The sequence below is a fragment of the Rhodoferax sp. GW821-FHT07G04 genome, assembly GCF_059418585.1.
Window position 1 is genome coordinate 259,133 of sequence record NZ_JBWKQD010000004.1, and the last position, 16,621, is coordinate 275,753.

Annotated in this window: 18 protein-coding genes; 8 read left to right on the forward strand and 10 right to left on the reverse strand. The window is 60.1% G+C overall.

Translation table 11 applies throughout. The features are described from left to right. Positions 1–33: 33 nt before the first annotated feature. From mltG to AC07OO_RS20525, 6 genes are read left to right on the forward strand one after another with little or no spacing between them, the layout of a single operon-like run. A complete protein-coding gene (gene mltG / locus AC07OO_RS20500; RefSeq protein ID WP_495083997.1) occupies positions 34–1,020 on the forward strand; it encodes an endolytic transglycosylase MltG in 987 nt (328 codons plus the stop codon). Between the two features lie 3 nt (positions 1,021–1,023). Continuing rightward, positions 1,024–1,683, forward strand: a complete 660-nt coding sequence (gene tmk / locus AC07OO_RS20505) for a dTMP kinase (protein WP_495083998.1) — start codon at positions 1,024–1,026, stop codon at positions 1,681–1,683. Beyond that, positions 1,680–2,702: a DNA polymerase III delta subunit-related protein gene (locus AC07OO_RS20510; RefSeq protein ID WP_495083999.1), complete on the forward strand. Its 1,023-nt coding sequence runs from the start codon at positions 1,680–1,682 to the stop codon at positions 2,700–2,702. The genes tmk and AC07OO_RS20510 overlap by 4 nt, the downstream gene beginning before the upstream one ends. A gap of 9 nt (positions 2,703–2,711) precedes the next feature. Beyond that, complete coding sequence (locus AC07OO_RS20515; RefSeq protein ID WP_495084000.1) at positions 2,712–3,077, forward strand: PilZ domain-containing protein; 366 nt, start codon at positions 2,712–2,714, stop codon at positions 3,075–3,077. 47 nt (positions 3,078–3,124) lie between these two features. Further along, a complete protein-coding gene (locus tag AC07OO_RS20520) occupies positions 3,125–3,919 on the forward strand; it encodes a TatD family hydrolase (RefSeq protein WP_495084001.1) in 795 nt (264 codons plus the stop codon). Further along, the gene (locus tag AC07OO_RS20525; RefSeq protein ID WP_495084002.1) at positions 3,916–4,572 is read left to right on the forward strand and encodes an ankyrin repeat domain-containing protein; all 657 of its coding nucleotides are present in this window, start codon (positions 3,916–3,918) and stop codon (positions 4,570–4,572) included. Before AC07OO_RS20520 ends, AC07OO_RS20525 begins: the two co-directional genes overlap by 4 nt. A gap of 67 nt (positions 4,573–4,639) precedes the next feature. Here the strand turns inward: AC07OO_RS20525 and AC07OO_RS20530 are convergent, their stop codons facing one another. After that, positions 4,640–5,557 (reverse strand): adenylate/guanylate cyclase domain-containing protein, encoded by a 918-nt coding sequence (locus tag AC07OO_RS20530; RefSeq protein ID WP_495084003.1) that lies wholly within the window; start codon positions 5,555–5,557, stop codon positions 4,640–4,642. Between the two features lie 214 nt (positions 5,558–5,771). Here AC07OO_RS20530 and AC07OO_RS20535 point away from each other — a divergent pair, with 214 nt between their 5' ends. After that, on the forward strand, positions 5,772–6,113 hold the full coding sequence (locus AC07OO_RS20535; protein WP_495084004.1) for a hypothetical protein: 342 nt from the start codon (positions 5,772–5,774) through the stop codon (positions 6,111–6,113). An 18-nt stretch (positions 6,114–6,131) separates the two neighbouring features. Here AC07OO_RS20535 and AC07OO_RS20540 read toward each other — a convergent pair whose 3' ends face one another. The 7 genes from AC07OO_RS20540 to guaB all read right to left on the reverse strand — a co-directional run bounded on the left by AC07OO_RS20540 (position 6,132) and on the right by guaB (position 15,113). After that, positions 6,132–7,121, reverse strand: a complete 990-nt coding sequence (locus AC07OO_RS20540) for an LD-carboxypeptidase (protein WP_495084005.1) — start codon at positions 7,119–7,121, stop codon at positions 6,132–6,134. Between the two features lie 34 nt (positions 7,122–7,155). Then, the gene (locus AC07OO_RS20545) at positions 7,156–8,913 is read right to left on the reverse strand and encodes a putative bifunctional diguanylate cyclase/phosphodiesterase (RefSeq protein WP_495084006.1); all 1,758 of its coding nucleotides are present in this window, start codon (positions 8,911–8,913) and stop codon (positions 7,156–7,158) included. A 143-nt stretch (positions 8,914–9,056) separates the two neighbouring features. Then, complete coding sequence (gene tadA, locus AC07OO_RS20550) at positions 9,057–10,454, reverse strand: tRNA adenosine(34) deaminase TadA (RefSeq protein WP_495084007.1); 1,398 nt, start codon at positions 10,452–10,454, stop codon at positions 9,057–9,059. Positions 10,455–10,510: 56 nt separating this feature from the next. Beyond that, positions 10,511–10,738, reverse strand: a complete 228-nt coding sequence (locus AC07OO_RS20555; RefSeq protein WP_495084008.1) for a hypothetical protein — start codon at positions 10,736–10,738, stop codon at positions 10,511–10,513. Between the two features lie 23 nt (positions 10,739–10,761). Beyond that, positions 10,762–12,375, reverse strand: coding sequence for a glutamine-hydrolyzing GMP synthase (guaA, locus tag AC07OO_RS20560; RefSeq protein WP_495084009.1), 1,614 nt, complete (start codon positions 12,373–12,375; stop codon positions 10,762–10,764). Positions 12,376–12,385: 10 nt separating this feature from the next. Further along, positions 12,386–13,654, reverse strand: coding sequence for an MFS transporter (locus tag AC07OO_RS20565; RefSeq protein WP_495084010.1), 1,269 nt, complete (start codon positions 13,652–13,654; stop codon positions 12,386–12,388). Continuing rightward, positions 13,644–15,113 carry an IMP dehydrogenase gene (guaB, locus tag AC07OO_RS20570; RefSeq protein ID WP_495084011.1) on the reverse strand — a complete coding sequence of 490 codons (1,470 nt, stop codon included), beginning with the start codon at positions 15,111–15,113 and terminating at the stop codon, positions 13,644–13,646. Before guaB ends, AC07OO_RS20565 begins: the two co-directional genes overlap by 11 nt. Here guaB and AC07OO_RS20575 point away from each other — a divergent pair. Continuing rightward, positions 15,112–15,789 carry a DUF4124 domain-containing protein gene (locus AC07OO_RS20575; protein ID WP_495084012.1) on the forward strand — a complete coding sequence of 226 codons (678 nt, stop codon included), beginning with the start codon at positions 15,112–15,114 and terminating at the stop codon, positions 15,787–15,789. The two genes, guaB and AC07OO_RS20575, sit on opposite strands and share 2 nt — an antisense overlap. Before the next feature lie 24 nt (positions 15,790–15,813). Here the strand turns inward: AC07OO_RS20575 and AC07OO_RS20580 are convergent, their stop codons facing one another. Together AC07OO_RS20580 and AC07OO_RS20585 are read right to left on the reverse strand one after the other, a co-directional pair. Further along, a complete protein-coding gene (locus AC07OO_RS20580) occupies positions 15,814–16,152 on the reverse strand; it encodes an RnfH family protein (RefSeq protein WP_495084013.1) in 339 nt (112 codons plus the stop codon). Position 16,153: 1 nt separating this feature from the next. Beyond that, entirely contained in the window at positions 16,154–16,597 is a 444-nt protein-coding gene (locus AC07OO_RS20585; RefSeq protein ID WP_495084014.1) for a type II toxin-antitoxin system RatA family toxin, read from the reverse strand. Positions 16,598–16,621 lie beyond the last annotated feature (24 nt).

The window sequence follows — 16,621 nt, forward strand, 5'->3', positions numbered from 1 at the left end:
TTCCTCCCATGATTTCATTTGGCTTGTAGGGCTGTGCGCTTTTTCTTTGCTGTCGTATTGACACTGGCCCTGGGTGCATCGGGCGCGGCCTATGTCTGGCTGAACCAACCTTTCGATTTGCCCACCGCCACCGTCGACCTGTCGATTGAACCCGGTGTAGGCGCCCGCGATGCGGCGCAGGCCGTTGTGCAAGCCGGCGTGCAGACCAATGCCTTGCTGTTGCACATCTGGTTCCGCCTATCGGGTCAGTCACGCCAGATTCGGGCCGGTAGCTATGAACTGGACCGCAGCACCACGCCCCGCAGCCTGCTGCAAAAACTGGTCCGTGGCGAAGAGGCGCTGCGTAGCGTCACATTGGTCGAGGGCTGGACCTTCCGCCAGGTACGTGAGGCCCTGCAAAAGGCGGAGCAGCTCAAGGCCGACACTGCGCCGCTGACTCCCGGGGACATCATGGTGCAATTGGGTCAGCCCGGTGTGCCCGCTGAAGGGCACTTCTTTCCCGATACCTACACCTATAGCAAGGGCTCCAGTGATCTGGCGGTGTTGAGGCGGGCCTTGCGTGCAATGGACAAGCGTCTGGCTGCGGCCTGGGCCCAGCGCGCACCGCAATCGCCGCTGGCCAGTCCCGAGCAGGCCCTGATACTGGCCAGTATTGTGGAAAAAGAAACCGGCTCGCCCAACGACCGTGCGGCCATTGCCGCCGTCTTCAGCAACCGCTTGGCCATAGGTATGCGGCTGCAGACCGACCCGACTGTGATTTATGGCATGGGCGAGGCGTTTGACGGTAATTTGCGCAAGAAGGATTTGCTGACCGACACACCGTGGAACACCTACACCCGTGTCGGCCTGCCCCCCACGCCTATTGCGCTGCCCGGCAAGGCCTCGTTGCTGGCGGCCGTGCAGCCGGCCCCGTCCAAAGCCCTGTACTTTGTCGCCCGTGGTGATGGCAGTAGCCAATTCAGCACCACGCTGGACGAGCACAATAGGGCGGTCAACAAATACCAGCGTGGAAGACAGTAAACAGTGAGCAATGGACTTTTCATCAGCTTTGAAGGCATAGACGGTGCCGGAAAATCCACGCACATCGACAGCCTGGCACAGGCCTTCAAGGCCCAAGGTCGCGTGGTCACGCTGACCCGCGAGCCGGGCGGCACACCGTTGGCCGAGCAGTTGCGGCACATGGTTCTGAATGCCCCCATGGACGCCATGACCGAAGCCCTTTTGGTGTTTGCAGCGCGGCGTGACCACCTGCAAAAGATCATCCTGCCAGCACTGGCACGGGGCGAGGTACTGCTGTGCGACCGGTTCACCGATGCGACCTTTGCCTACCAGGGCGCGGGCCGCGGCTTTGATTGGCAGACGCTGCTGGTGCTGGAAGAGTGGGTGCAGGGCAGGGCGGCTCAGGGTGAACCCGATCCAACGGCCAGTCGCGCGCTGCAACCGGATCTGACCATCTGGTTTGATTTACCACCCGGTGTAGCTGCACAACGCCTGAGCCAAGCCCGCGTGCCCGACCGTTTTGAGTCACAACCTCTGGCATTCTTTGAACAGGTCGCGGGCGGGTACGCCCGGCGCATGGAAGCCGACCCTCGCCGTTTTGCTCGGATCCATGCCGACCAGGCACCCGACGCCGTGGGGCGCGACGTGTTGCAGGCCGTGCGCAACAAGGGTTTGTTGGCATGAGTAGCGAAACGGAAGCCGTGGACCCGGCACCGCCCCCCTGGATACAGGCGCAGGCCCGGTTGCTGCTGGCCCAACGCGGCCACGCGTGGTTGCTGCACGGTCCGTCGGGCCTGGGGCAATACAGCCTGGCCATGGCATTGGCGCGGGCCTGGCTGTGTGAGCAGGCCACTTCAGATGGCACGGCCTGTGGCGTGTGCGGAAGCTGCCATGCGATCGATGTGCGTACCCATGCCGATCTGTGTGTTCTGATGCCGGAAACCACACTGCTGGAGCTGGGCTGGCCCCTGGGCGAAAAGGCCCAGACCGAAATCGACGACAAGAAACGCAAGCCGAGCAAGGAGATACGGGTAGACGCCATGCGCGACACCGTAGAGTTCGCCCAGCGGACCAGTGCGCGTGGCCGCGGCAAAGTGGTGCTGGTGTTCCCAGCCGAGCAAATGAACACCATCACGGCCAACGCGCTGTTGAAGACCCTGGAAGAGCCGCCCGGCGATGTCAAGTTTGTACTGGCCAGCGAGTCAGCCCACCAATTGCTGCCCACAATCCGCAGCCGATGCCTGGGCCATAGCATGCATTGGCCGCAAACTCAGGCTAGCCAACAATGGTTGCAAACCCACGGCTTCGATGCTGCACAGGCCCAGTTGCTACTCCAAGCCATGGGTGGACGCCCGGAGGATGCCGCCGCCTTCGCTGCCTCGGGCCGTGAGCCAAGCGCCTGGGCCATGCTGCCCAAGGCGGTTGCTAGGGGGGATACCGCTTTCTTCAAAGACTGGACGCTGGCCCAGGTGCTGGATGCCCTGCACAAGCTATGCCACGACCTGATGGCTTTGCAAGCCGGTGCGGCCCCTCGTTTTTTTGCGGCAACGGACCTGGTCACTGGTACGCCGCTGGCGGCACTGAGCACCTGGTCCAAAGCCTTGTCACGGGCCATGCGCACTGTAGAACACCCTTTCAATGCCGGCCTGATGCTCGAAGCCCTTGTGGGACAGGCCAAATCGGTCTTAAACTCGGCACACTGAATCTGCACCATGAGCACAGCACCCACTACCTCCACTCCCCGGCCCAGCGTCATCCAGCTCTCCATCAAGGAAAAGGCAGCGCTGTACGCGGCTTACATCCCCATCTTTGCCGAGGGGGGAGTGTTCATCCCAACCGCGCGGGAGTATGTGTTGGGAGACGATGTCTATGTGCTGCTGTCACTGCCGGAAGATATGCAACGCTATCCAGTGGCTGGCAAGGTGGCGTGGGTGACGCCAGCCAAGGCCGCCGGTGGGCGCACGCAGGGCGTTGGTATCACCTTCCCCAAGGACGAAAAGTCACACGCGCTGAAGCTGAAGATTGAAGAAATTTTGGGCGCCCACATGGCGTCCGAGCGCCCCACTCAAACCATTTGAGTTTTTTGCCGTAGCCAAGGGTACGGCGCCCTACCCAGGCGCAAGCCATGTTCACTGATTCCCACTGCCATCTGACCTTTCCAGAGTTGGCGGCTTCACTGCCCGCCATCCGCCAATCCATGGCCGACGCCCAGGTCGACCGCGCCCTGTGTATCTGCACCACGCTGGAAGAGTTTCCAGACGTGCACCGACTGTCCACGCAATATGACAATTTCTGGTCCAGCGTGGGTGTACACCCCGACAACGAAGGCGTTACCGAACCCACGCTGGACGATCTCTTGCAGCGCGGGCAATTGCCACGTGTGGTGGCCATTGGCGAAACCGGGCTGGACTACTACCGGCTAGGCGACAGAACCGTTGCCGATATGCATTGGCAACGCGAACGCTTTCGCACCCATATTCGCGCCGCACGGCAGTTGCAAAAGCCCCTGGTGATACACACCCGTAGCGCATCCGACGACACCTTGGCTTTGTTGCGGGAGGAGGGGGAGGACGGTGGTTCGGGCTCTGCCGGCGGGGTGTTCCACTGCTTCACCGAAACCCACGAGGTGGCGCGACAAGCCCTGGACCTGGGTTTCCATATCTCCTTCTCCGGCATCTTGACATTCAAGACAGCGCAGGATCTGCGGGACGTAGCGGCCTGGGTGCCGATGGACCGCCTGCTGATTGAGACCGACAGCCCCTATTTGGCCCCGGTTCCGTACCGCGGCAAGACCAATAACCCATCCTATGTGCCGTATGTGGCCAAGCAATTGGCTGACCTGAAAGGCTGTAGTGTGGAAACCATTGCGCAGGCTAGCAGCGACAACTTCACCCGCTTGTTTGCCGGCGTTCAATCATGAGAAAACACATTAGGTATTTTTTATACCTGTATGTTTTTATTGGATTTTCTGTCGCACACGGTGGTTCCTATGACGATTTTTTTCACGCCATCCGGCGGGATGATGCGACTGTGGTACGTGCGCTATTGAAACGCGGCTTTGACCCGAATACCGTGAACCCGAAGGGCGATCCTGCATTGATCGTGGCCTTGCGTGAGCCATGGCCGGCTGCCGCGGCGGCTTTGCTGGAAAGCCCGGCTACCCAGGTGGAGGTTCGGACCGCGCAGGATGAGAGCCCACTGATGCTGGCTGCGCTCAAAGGCCTGCTGACGATTTGCCAGCAGCTAATAGCGCGCGACGCAGACGTCAACAAGCCCGGTTGGGCGCCACTGCATTACGCGGCCACAGGCGGCCATCTGGCCGTCATGCGCCTGTTGCTGGACAACCATGCCTATATCGACGCCGCATCGCCCAATGGCAGCACACCGTTGATGATGGCCGCCCAGTACGGAACGGATGATGCCGTGAAGTTGTTGTTGGAAGCCGGTGCAGATCCCACATTGAAGAATACTTTGGGCTTGAGCGCGATCGATTTCGCTCGGCAGGTGCAACGTGAAGAAACGGTTTCTTTAATTGCCGCCGGGATCCGAAAGATGAACAAGGGAGCCTGGTAGCGCCTCGCATTTTACTTGATACGATGTATATTATGTTAAGTTTAATGTTCTAAAAAATACCAACCCTCTACAGGATGGCAAATGCTACCGTCGGAACACTGGCATCTGCGAACGACGCACCCAAAGCCAACTCCCCTTTGCCGTGCAGTACGCACTCGGCACGCCTCAGCAAAACGTCTGATCCAGTGGTGCCCGAAAAGCGTACCCAACTGCCGTAGCTGCTGGCATCCACAAACACCACGCTGCCGTTGCGCCACTCCAGCCGTGCATGGATGCGGGATACGCGGGGGTCGTTCACTACGAAGTCTGCATCTCGCACACGGCCCAACTGCACCGGCAATTCAAAAGATCGAAAGCGTTTGGTGGTGCCTGACCATGTGAGTTCGACCTCGCGGCCCAGCACATCGCGCTCGCCCGATACCAAGGCCGGGTCCAAGGCACCCTGCATCGTCAGGAAATCCGACGCGACGTCCTCGTGCCACTCGATTTGGTAGACGATGCATGGCTCCGCGCGTCCGCGGATGTTGATGGGGCCCAGCACTCGAAAACTGGTGCCTTGGGATTCATTCGCCAACACCAGAGCCGCTGCATTGGCCCATATTTGGTAGGGGCCGCAAAGATCACACAAGCGAGATGCGACATTAACGGCGTCACCGTAGCAGTCGCCCGCGACGATCTCCACCTCGCCGCTGGCCACGCCAACGCGCATGGGCATGCGCAACTCGGCATCCAAGGTCTGAAGCCACTTGGAATGGGTTCTTTGAATTTCTACGACGGCGTTGACGGCTTTTTGGCCATCGGGAAACATCGCCAAAACCCCATCGCCCAATGTCTTGACAACATGGCCGCCGTTTTGAACGCATTGCCGAGCAATGCGGGTTGTAATTTCGGTAACCGTATCGGTTGCCACGGCATTGCCGATAGCCTCAAACACCGCCGTGCTGCCGTGCAAGTCTGTAAAAACGACGGTGGTTTGAACGCCCATTCCCGATTGTTCCGATTCGTATCTTGTACAGAGTTTAGGGCATTGCAGCGGTCTTGAGAACCCGATGGCATTTTGCCTGTCCAAAACACGAACGACCGTGCGGAGCCGACAGACAGCAACAGAAATTGCGCAACTCGGCGCTTTTCCCTATTGCCCAAACAGTGCTTTCTTTGGTAAGGTCGCGCACCCTTTCCTTTTCTTCAAAAGCCAAAAAATGAGTTGGACTTCTTCGCCTTTGGTAGCAGGGGTGCAAAAACTTTTCAGCGGACATAGCGGCAAGCAGGCAGCGCGAATTCAGTCTGCGTTGGAAGATATCCGCGAAGCCATGCTGGATGGACTGGGCGTCACCGGCGCCGTTACAGCCTCCAAGCTGGAACTGAAAGTGACCCACGCCAACGACCTGCACGACCTGTGGTACCTGCGTGGTGACGTCATGGCCGCCATCTCCGCTATTTCTGGCGAAGCACAGGCCCGGCGCAAATTGGATGAAATCAGCGCCATGTTTCGCGGCTTACTGCCCAAGGCCCTGACGGCCCGCCCTAACAACTTGGGGTGATTGCTGCCATTGCGCCGCTTAGTGGTGCTCATGATGGTGGTGGGGATGCTGGTGGCCCCAGAACAGCAGGGTGTCGCGCCCTTCCGCCAGCAAATCGGCCTTGGCACCCACCGGTAACAGCACCTTGGTGGCAACGTGGCCATAGGGTAGATTCGTCAATACCGGTGTCTTGATCTGCGTACGCAGCCAATCTACAACCGTTTGCAACTTGAATCCCTTGTCATGCGATGACAGCTTGTATTCGGTGAACTGCCCCAACAGAATGGCTTTCTGCCGAGCCAAAACGCCGGCGTGCAGCAACTGGGTCAATAGGCGTTCAATACGGTATGGGTGCTCTCCCACGTCTTCCAGGAACAAGATGCCGCCTTTGACGTCGGGGAAGTATGGGGTGCCCATCAACGAAGTCAGCAGCGTCAAATTACCGCCCCAAATCGTGGCCTGCTTGGCGCGGACGACGGTGTCCTGCGATTGCCCGGTTTCGCGGTTTTGGCGCCAACCTGTGCCCTCCCCTTGCCCTGTCAGCATGTCGTTGAAGCAATCCTCCATGATGTCATCGGGAACCGGTGCCTCAGCATGACCATGACCGTCCAGCAGATCGGGCTTGCCGCCCACGCCAAACCCCTCGCACAGTGCAGGACCGGCCCACGTGACACTGCCTGTTTTGGCCAGCAGCGCCATTTGCAACGCAGTGAAGTCGCTGATGCCCACAAACTGGGTACCACGCTCAATGGCCTTAGCCAGGCTTTTGTATTGGATGCTGCCCAAGATACGGGTCAGGCCATAGCCACCCCGGGAGATCATCGCCACGTCCGCACCGCTGGCGGCGGCGCGGTGGATGGCAGCCAGACGGGTGGCATCGTCACCCGCAAAGCGCATGTGGTTGCTCAATGCATCGACATCGACCTCCACCTCATGGCCCAGGGTTTGCAGGCGTTTGACGCCACGTTTGAAAGCGGCCTTGTCGCGGACCGCACCGGATGGGGAATAGATGTAGATGTGTTTTTTCACCGCGCCATTATCGGGCAGTGAACAACCGGAAAAATCAGCTCGCAGCGCCGCGGCCTTGGATCCACTGCACCAGATCGTTGGCGATCATGGGCTTGGCGTACAAATAGCCCTGACCCTCGTGGCAACCCATCTTCAGCAGGGTCTGGGCCTGCTCTTCTTCTTCAATGCCCTCGGCGATCACCGTAAGGTTGAGGTTGCGCCCCAATTCGATCACCATGGAGGCGATATGCCCGCCCATAACCGCGCTGTTCAGTTCAGTCACAAAGGCACGGTCGATCTTGAGACGGTCTATCGGCAACTGGCGCAAGTGGCTCAGCGACGAATAGCCAGTGCCAAAGTCGTCGATGGCGATGGAAATATCCATCTTGCGCACCTTGTGCAGGGTCTCCAACATGAAGTCCGGGTCTTCCATGGCCACCGATTCGGTGATTTCCAGCTCCAGGCACTTTGGGTTGATGCCAGTGTCGGTCAGCGCCGAACGCAATTTATCCAGGAAGCCGGGGTGGCGGAACTGGATTTGCGACACATTGACCGACATACGCAGATCCGGCAGCCCCAGGGTCTGCAGACGCGCCAATTCGAGGCAAGATACGCGCAACACCCAGTCGCCGATGGCGACGATCATGCCGGAAGCTTCCGCCAACGGGATGAACCGGTCCGGCGGCACAAAACTGCCATCTTCATTGCGCCAACGTATGAGCGCCTCTACGCCCACCAACTTGCCGGTGATCAGATTGACCTGGGGTTGGTAGACCACAAACAGGCGCTCGCTTTCCACCGCATGGCGCAAGGCCTGCAGCAGACGCACCCGTTCACGGATATCGGCGCCCATCTGCGCCGAGAACATGACGAAACCGCCACGCCGATTCTTCTTCGCCAGCTTGAGCGCAATGTTGGCATCCTTCAGCGCATCGCGCCCCGCAATGCCTGCGCCCAGCTCTTGGGTCAAGCCCATGGTGGCCGTGACCACCATCGAATCATCCTGCACCTTGAACGGTGAGCGGAACAGGTCCAACACCGTCAAGGGGTCCAGCACGCAGCAATCACCCATCAGGCCAAAAGTGTCGCCGCCCAAGCGGGCCAGGACTACGTCGGACCCCAGTTCCAGCTTCAGGCGCTCAGCTACCGCCTGCAATAAGCGGTCACCCTGTTGATGGCCCAGGGCATCGTTGATTTCAGAGAAGTCATCGATGTCCAGGATGGCAATCACATCCGATGTGAATTGGCCGGACAACAGCCGCTCATCGGCCAGGTCGATGAATTTATTGCGGTTGGGTAGGCTGCACAGGCGGTCGTAAAACGCCAATTGATCCAACTTGCGGATCTGTTCATAGGCTCGTACGGCCGCCGTCACGGTGGCGTAGAGTTTGGTACGGGTGAGTTCGGATTTGGTCTTGTAGTCGTTGATATCGAAATCGTGAATGGTTTCGATTTCGGGTGCATAGCCGGGTTGGCCGGTACGAAGGATGATGCGTAGCTCTGCCAAGCGCAGATCCTGGCGGATGGTCTTGACGAGGGCCAGACCTGCGTCTTCGCGCTCCATCACCACATCCAGCAGCACCACGGCGACATCGGGTTCCGATCCCAACAGCAATGTCGCTTCGGCAGCCGAATAGGCGTGCAGAAACTGCAAAGGCCTTCCCAGTATTTTTACTCCAGCCAACGCAAAGGTCGTCGCCCGATGGACATCTGGCTCGTCGTCGATCACCATCAGGCGCCAGACCAGTCCCGCAGCGACTCCGGTTTCGCTTTCGTCGTCCAGGAAATGCAGCGTGTCAGTATCGGTATGCATTCAAACTACAAATGTTGTCTGTCCGTTGTCTTTTGAAACATTGTGCACCACCAAAAAAGAAAAATGTTGGCAAACAACCAAAACATCGCAAAACATTTGAAAAACCCGGCGCCCCGGTTTGGGGATAACCCTTGAAATCCCTCTCAGAGAGATTGAAAGAAGCGGACAGCCGCCTGTGCAATAGGTTCCCCCACTTCTTGCAGGAAATGGCCGCCCTCTTCCATGCGCAATGGCTCAGGACAGTTACGTATGGTCTGCCGCAATTGCAGCATCACAGGTTCGCCCAGCACTGGATCGCGCATGCCAATGGCCATCATGCTGCGTCCCCGCCACTGGGTCTGCCAAAAGTCGCGTGCGGCGCGGGAAATTGCGGCTCCTTCGCTTGCCTCGCTGTCCGGAACCAAGGCCGGAAAAACCCGCGTAGCGGCACGGTGGCCTTTATCGGGGAATGGAGCCGCATAGGCCGCACACTCCGCCGCAGACATATGAGGATTCCCCCGCGCGAACAAGCGCGCGATGTCGTACTCTGGTTGCTTGGCACACATGTCGCGCCAAGCCAGAAATCCAGGGGACAGGGGTATGTCACCGGTGGCCAGCGTGGTGTTCATGACCAGCAAACCCTTGAAGCGCTCCGGCATGGCCATGGGAAGGGTCAGGCCCAGCAAACCGCCCCAATCCTGCACGACCAGCACGACGCTTTGTAGATCCAGCCGCTCGATCAATTCCAGCAGGCTCTGGCGATGGAATGTGAAACTGTGCGCGGATTCCTTCTTAGGCTTGTCACTCTTGCCAAAACCGATCAGGTCAGGGGCCACGACACGGTGCCCAGCCTGCAGAAAGACCGGGATCATCTTGCGGTACAGGTAGCTCCAAGCCGGGTTGCCGTGCAGACACAGGTAGGTCAACTCGGCATCGGCGGGGCCTTCGTTCAGGTAATGCATGCGCCAGCCCGATAGTGCTGGCAGATCGCTGATATAGCGTGGTGCCCACGGGTAACCAGGCAGATCCGCAAACCGGGCATCGGGCGTGCGCAGGGCATCGTCCCGCAGGGGGTGTTGCGCCCTCTTCTCTTGTGTTTGCACGTCGCGCCGATTCTGGAAGAAGCTCTGCAACGCCGCACCGCAGGCCTGGGCGTGTACGCCGCCGGTGATCTCGGTCTGGTGGTTGAGTTGTGGATTGGCAAACAGATTGACGACCGACCCAGCGGCCCCCGTCTTGGGGTCGGCGGCACCGTAGACCACCCGCGCCAGCCTGGCATGCAGCATGGCGCCACTGCACATGGCGCAAGGCTCCAGCGTGACAAATAGTTCGCAGCCGTCCAGACGGTAGTTGCCAAGATGCAGGGCTGCAGCGCGCAGAGCGACGATCTCCGCATGGGCCGAGGGGTCATGGGAGGCGATAGGGCCATTGCAGCCGGTAGCAACGACTTGGCCATCTTTGACCACGACCGCACCCACCGGCACTTCGCCGGCTTCGGCGGCTGCACGCGCCTGTGCCAGCGCCATCTCCATAAAGTCGATGTCACGCGCGCTTGCTAGCATTACGATAGCGCCCTATATAGAGTTTATGAGGGCTAGAGGTATTTTTTTTCTAAGGCCTACTTGTCTTCCGGCATGGGCCGCGCCTGTTGCATCGTGCTTTCCACACTTTGCTTGACCTGTTGTTGAATGAGCTGGCTCTGCTCTTTGACGGTAGTGCCTGCTGGTGCGCTGGCCATACCCGCAGGCGGTGCAACAGTGGTGACCGCACTCAGTTGTTTCTTGGCCAACACACCAATGATGGCCAGCGTCAGCAGCAGGCCAACAATTCCAAACAATCCGCGCATAGGTCCTCCTGTTGCAGTTGGTGTTATTCCCACTCAATCGTGGCCGGCGGCTTGCTGGACACGTCATAGGTAACGCGGTTGATGCCGCGCACTTCGTTGATGATGCGCCCGGATACCTTTTTCAGCAAGGCATAGGGCAACTCGGCCCAGTCGGCAGTCATGAAGTCGCTGGTCTGCACCGCACGCAGTGCCACCACGTATTCATAGGTACGGCCATCGCCCATGACGCCCACACTCTTGACGGGCAGGAACACGGTGAAGGCCTGGCTGGTCAGCTCGTACCAAGTTTTGCCGGTGGCTTCGTCCTTGAAGTTGCGCAGCTCTTCAATGAAGATGGCATCGGCCCGGCGCAGCAGGTCGGCGTATTCCTTCTTGACTTCGCCCAGAATCCGCACGCCCAAGCCAGGGCCGGGGAACGGGTGGCGGTAGACCATGTCGTGCGGCAGACCCAGGGCGATGCCCAGTTCACGCACCTCGTCCTTGAACAGCTCGCGCAGCGGCTCCAGCAGCTTCAGGCCCAATTGCTCGGGCAAGCCGCCCACGTTGTGGTGGCTCTTGATCGTGACGGCTTTCTTGCTCTTGGCGCCGCCCGATTCGATGACGTCCGGGTAAATCGTGCCCTGGGCCAGCCACTTGGCACCCTTTGCGCCCTCGCCCTTGAGCTTGGCAGCCTCTTGTTTGAACACGGTAACGAATTCGCCACCGATGATCTTGCGCTTGGCTTCCGGGTCGCTGACACCAGCCAGCTTGCCCAGGAACAGGTCGCTGGCATCGGCACGTATGACCTTGGCGTGCAGCTTGCCGACAAACATGTCCATGACCATGTCACCTTCGTTCAGGCGCAGCAGGCCGTGGTCGACAAACACGCAAGTGAGCTGGTCGCCGATGGCGCGGTGGATCAGCGCCGCGGCCACAGATGAATCGACACCGCCCGACAGGCCCAGAATGACTTCTTCACTGCCGACCTGTGCGCGGATATGCTCCACCGCTTCGGCGATGTAGTTGCCCATGACCCAATCGGCCTTGGCACCGCAGATGTCCAGCACAAAGCGGTTCAGGATGGCGGCGCCCTGTGTGGTGTGGGTCACTTCGGGGTGGAACTGCACGGCGTAGAACTTGCGCTCTTCGTCTGCCATGCCGGCGATGGGGCAGCTGTCGGTGGTGGCCATCAGCTTGAAGCCTGGGGGCATCTCGGTCACGCTGTCGCCATGGCTCATCCACACGTGCAGCATGCCATGGCCTTCTGGCGTGGTGTAGTCGGCAATGCCGTCCAGCAGCTTGGTGTGTCCACGGGCACGCAGCTCGGCATAACCAAATTCGCGCTTGTGCCCGCCTTCGACCTTGCCGCCCAACGCCTCTGCTATGGCGTACATGCCGAAACAGATGCCCAATACAGGCACCCCCAGTTCGAACACCGATTTGGGTGCCCGCAGGGTTTCGTCTTCCCACAGGCTGGCGTGGCTGCCCGACAGGATGACGCCCTTGAGCTTGCCGTCCTTGGCGTATTCACGCACCCAATCGTCACTCACATCGCAGGGATGCACTTCACAGAACACATGGGCTTCGCGGATGCGGCGGGCGATGAGCTGGGTGACCTGGGAACCGAAATCGAGGATAAGGATGCGTTCGTGTGTCATGGGGAGGAGATCAAGCTTGGGATATGCCAGCCCGCAGTGCGCGCTGGCGTTGGAAATGCCAAACCGCCAGGCCCAGGGCCAGCAGCTGGATCAGGCCGCCGACGAAGAAGGGCAGGCCCAGGCGGATGTCGCCGCGGGGGGCGTCGGATACCAATGCCAGCAGGCCGGCGCCGGCCACGGGTGCCAGTACCGCCATCAGGCTGTTGACGGAAGATACGGCGCCCAGTGTGCGGCCTTGGATCTTTTCGTCTGCCGCGCCGGACACGATGCTCTGCAGGTTGGAGCCGGTGGCCGCCGAGAACATGTTCAGCACGATGATGACGAAGAGCATCCAGGATTCGGTAGCCAGACCATAGGCCACATAGGCCAGGCTGGCGCTGCACATGCCGATGACGGCCAGGCGCTGGGTGGAGATGCGCTTGAGGATGTGCTTGAGCAGCACGCCCTGCATCAGCACGCTGACCACCCCCACTACCATCAGCGACCAGCCGGTTTCCTTGGGGCCCCAGCCGAACTTGAAGGTGGTGTACAGCACCCAGGTAGCGTGCAGCATGAACTGCGCCAGTGTGGTCAGCGCCAGCACGGCAACCAGCGGCCCAATGCCGCGCAGGTCAATCAGGCCCATCAGCGAGGAGACAGGGTTGGCCTTGCGCCATTCGAAAGCACTGCGTTTGGCGGCTGGCAGGCTCTCGGGCAGCACGAAGAAGCCGTAGATCCAGTTGACCACCGCTAGTGAGCCCGACGCCACAAAGGGCAGGCGCAAATCCACATCCCCCAGAATGCCGCCCAGGGCCGGCCCCATGATGAAACCCAGGCCCATCATGGCGCCCAACAGCCCGAAGCGGCGTGCCCGATCTGCGGCAGGTGTGATATCCGCCACATAGGCATTGGCCACGGCGATGTTGGCCTGCATGGCGCCACCCACCAGGCGCACCGCCACCAGCATCCACAGGCTGTGGGCCGCAGCGGTCATGAAAAAGGTGAAGGCCAGGCCGCAAAAACCCAGTAGCAAGACAGGTCGCCGTCCAAAACGATCGGACAGCGCGCCCAGAATCGGCGCGCCAAAGAAGTTGGCGATGCCAAACGCAAACATCATGGCGCCAAACCAGAAGGCCTGGTCGCCTTGCGAATGCGTGAACTGGCCCACAAGGTGAGGCAACACCGGGATCATCAGGCCGATCGACACCATGTCGATCAGCACGGCGATCATGATGAAGCGCATCGCTGCGGGCCGCCCCTCGGCCAGGACTACGGTGGCGGCCGGGGTATCAGTCGGCACGGTAATTGGGAGCCTCTTTGGTGATTTGCACGTCGTGCACGTGGCTTTCGCGGATACCGGCGGTTGTGATTTCCACAAACTCTGCCTTGTCCTGCATGTCCTGAATGGTTGCGCAACCACAGTAGCCCATGCTGGCGCGGATGCCACCGGCCATCTGGAACACGATGGCGACCATGGAGCCTTTATACGGCACACGGCCTTCGATACCTTCAGGCACCAGCTTGTCCGCATTCGGGTTGCCGCTTGTGGACTCCTGAAAGTAACGGTCTGCACTACCCTGCTGCATGGCACCGATGGAACCCATGCCGCGGTAGCTCTTGTAGCTGCGACCTTGGTACAGGATGACCTCGCCCGGCGCCTCTTCGGTACCGGCGAACATGCCGCCCATCATCACGGTGCTGGCACCGGCCGCGATGGCCTTTGAAATATCGCCGCTGTAGCGGATGCCACCGTCGCCAATCAATGGCACGCCGGTTCCCTTAAGTGCAGTTGCCACGCTGTCGATGGCCATGATCTGAGGCACACCCACACCGGCCACGATGCGGGTGGTGCAGATGGAACCGGGGCCGATGCCGACCTTGACCGCGTCCGCGCCCGCTTCAACCAATGCCAGTGCCGCTGCTCCGGTGGCAATGTTGCCGCCGACCACGTCGACCTGTGGAAAATTCTGCTTGACCCAACGCACGCGATCGATGACGCCTTTGCTGTGGCCGTGGGCGGTGTCCACGACGATGGCATCTACGCCGGCCTTGACCAAGGCCTCGACGCGCTCTTCGGTTCCCTCGCCCACGCCCACGGCGGCGCCAACGCGCAGGCGGCCAGTGGCATCGCGGGCGGCATTGGGGAAGTTCAACTGTTTGGTGATGTCCTTGACGGTGATCAGGCCCTTGAGTTCAAAGGCATCGTTGACGACCAGCAGGCGCTCCAGCTTGTGCTTGTTGAGCAGGGCCTTGGCGGCCTGGGGCGTGGTGCCATCGGGTACGGTGATCAGACGTTCGCGCGGTGTCATGATCTCGCGCACGGTTTGCTCGTAGCGGGTTTCAAAACGCAGGTCACGTCCGGTGACGATGCCGACCACCTTGCCGCCATCCACAACCGGGAAACCGGAGACACCCAACTGTTCGGACAGCGCCATGACTTGGCGCACCGTGGTGTCGGGGGTGATGACGACCGGGTCGCGCAGCAGGCCGGACTCGTAACGCTTGACTTTGGACACCTGGGCGGCCTGCTCGGCAGCGGTCAGGTTCTTGTGGACGATGCCCATGCCGCCTTCTTGCGCAATGGCGATAGCCAAGCGGGCTTCGGTGACCGTATCCATGGCGGCAGACACCAGTGGCAGGTTCAGGGCGATGTTGCGGGAGAAGCGGGTGGCGAGGGAGGTGTCCTTGGGCAGGACCTGGGAGTACGCAGGGACCAACAACACGTCGTCGAAGGTGAGCGCTTTGCCGAGGAGGCGCATGTCAAAGCTCCAAATAGCGAATTGTACCCGTGGCGCCAGGGCCCTTGGCTGGCAAAGGGCACGGTTGAAGGGCAAAAATACAGCAGTTCGTTCGATTTTTGCTGCCTGCCGCGGCCTGGAAGGCTACACTTTGGCCATGAAACTGATTCAGACACTCTTGGTAACAGCGTTGTTGGGCCTGAGTTTTACGGCATCGGCCCAGTGGCAGTGGCTTGACAAAGACGGACGCAAAGTCTTCAGCGACCGGCCGCCGCCCGCGGATATTCAGGAAAAGAATATCCTGAAGCGGCCAGGAAGCTACAAACCGCCGGCGGCACCAGCCACGGATGCCAGTGCCCCCGCCGACTCCAGTGGCGCTGCGGTGCCATCCGCTCCCTCTCCCGCTCCTGCAACGCCTGCTTCTGGCGCCAAGCCTACCGCCCTGGAAAAGGAATTGGAAGCCAAGAAGAAACAGGCACAAGAAGCCGAGGCCGCGAAGAAAAAAGCCGCCGAGGAACAAGTCACCAAAGCCAAGATTGAAAGCTGCGCAAACGCCAAACAAGCAAAAACGGCGTATGAGTCAGGCGTGAGAATCGGACGGACCAACGCGGCTGGTGAAAAAGAATTCCTGGATGATGCCGCGCGCGCAGAACGCCTAAAGCGCGCCGAAGCGATCATTGCGAGAGACTGCAAGTAATTGAGACGGTCTCCGGGCCGTCCTTTAATACCCAGCCTTGGCTCCAACCCGACGCTTGGCGAACAAACCGGCCGCCTTCTTTGCGCCTTGGCCCATAAAGCGCTCACGCCGCGCCACTTTAGGGTCTACGGTCAGCGGGCGGTAGACCTCCAGACGGTCTCCGTCTCGCAGTACATGGCTGGGCGCAATATTCTTGCCCCAAATGCCCACGCCTGCGGTCGGTGCTGCCAGTTCTGGAAATCGTGCCGTCAGCCCACTGGCTTGCAAGGTTTGCAAGGCCGTAGCGCCCTCCTCTATCAGCATGGTTTGCTCGACGACGTGACGTGCCTTGGCAGAATAGACGACGGTAATGCGAATGGCCATGTCAGTCACCATATACCTGCTCGGCACGCTTGACAAAGGCGTCGACCAATTCACTGGCGACCTTGTCAAACGCGGGGCCAGCCAGTTTGCCCAGTGTGGAACTGTTCAAGCGGTAGTTGACGGCCAATTCCACCTTGCAGGCGCGTTGCGACCCGTCTCCCAGCGGCAGGAAGCTCCACTGCCCATCCAGATGGGAAAACGGGCCATTGAGCAGCTCCATATCGACCTGCTTGTCTTGGATGTGCACATTGCGCGTGGCAAAGGTCTGGCGTACGCCGCCAAAGGAAATGGCCAGTTCGGCGGTCATGCCGTCATCATGTGTTTCAACAATCCGAGCCCCCTCGCACCAGGGTAAGAATTCGGAATACCGCGTCACATCGGTCACCAGTTCATACATCTCATGCGGGCTGTACCAGAGCAAAACGGACTTGTTAACGGTTTTCATAGAATGGAGGTCTGCGCGGGATTG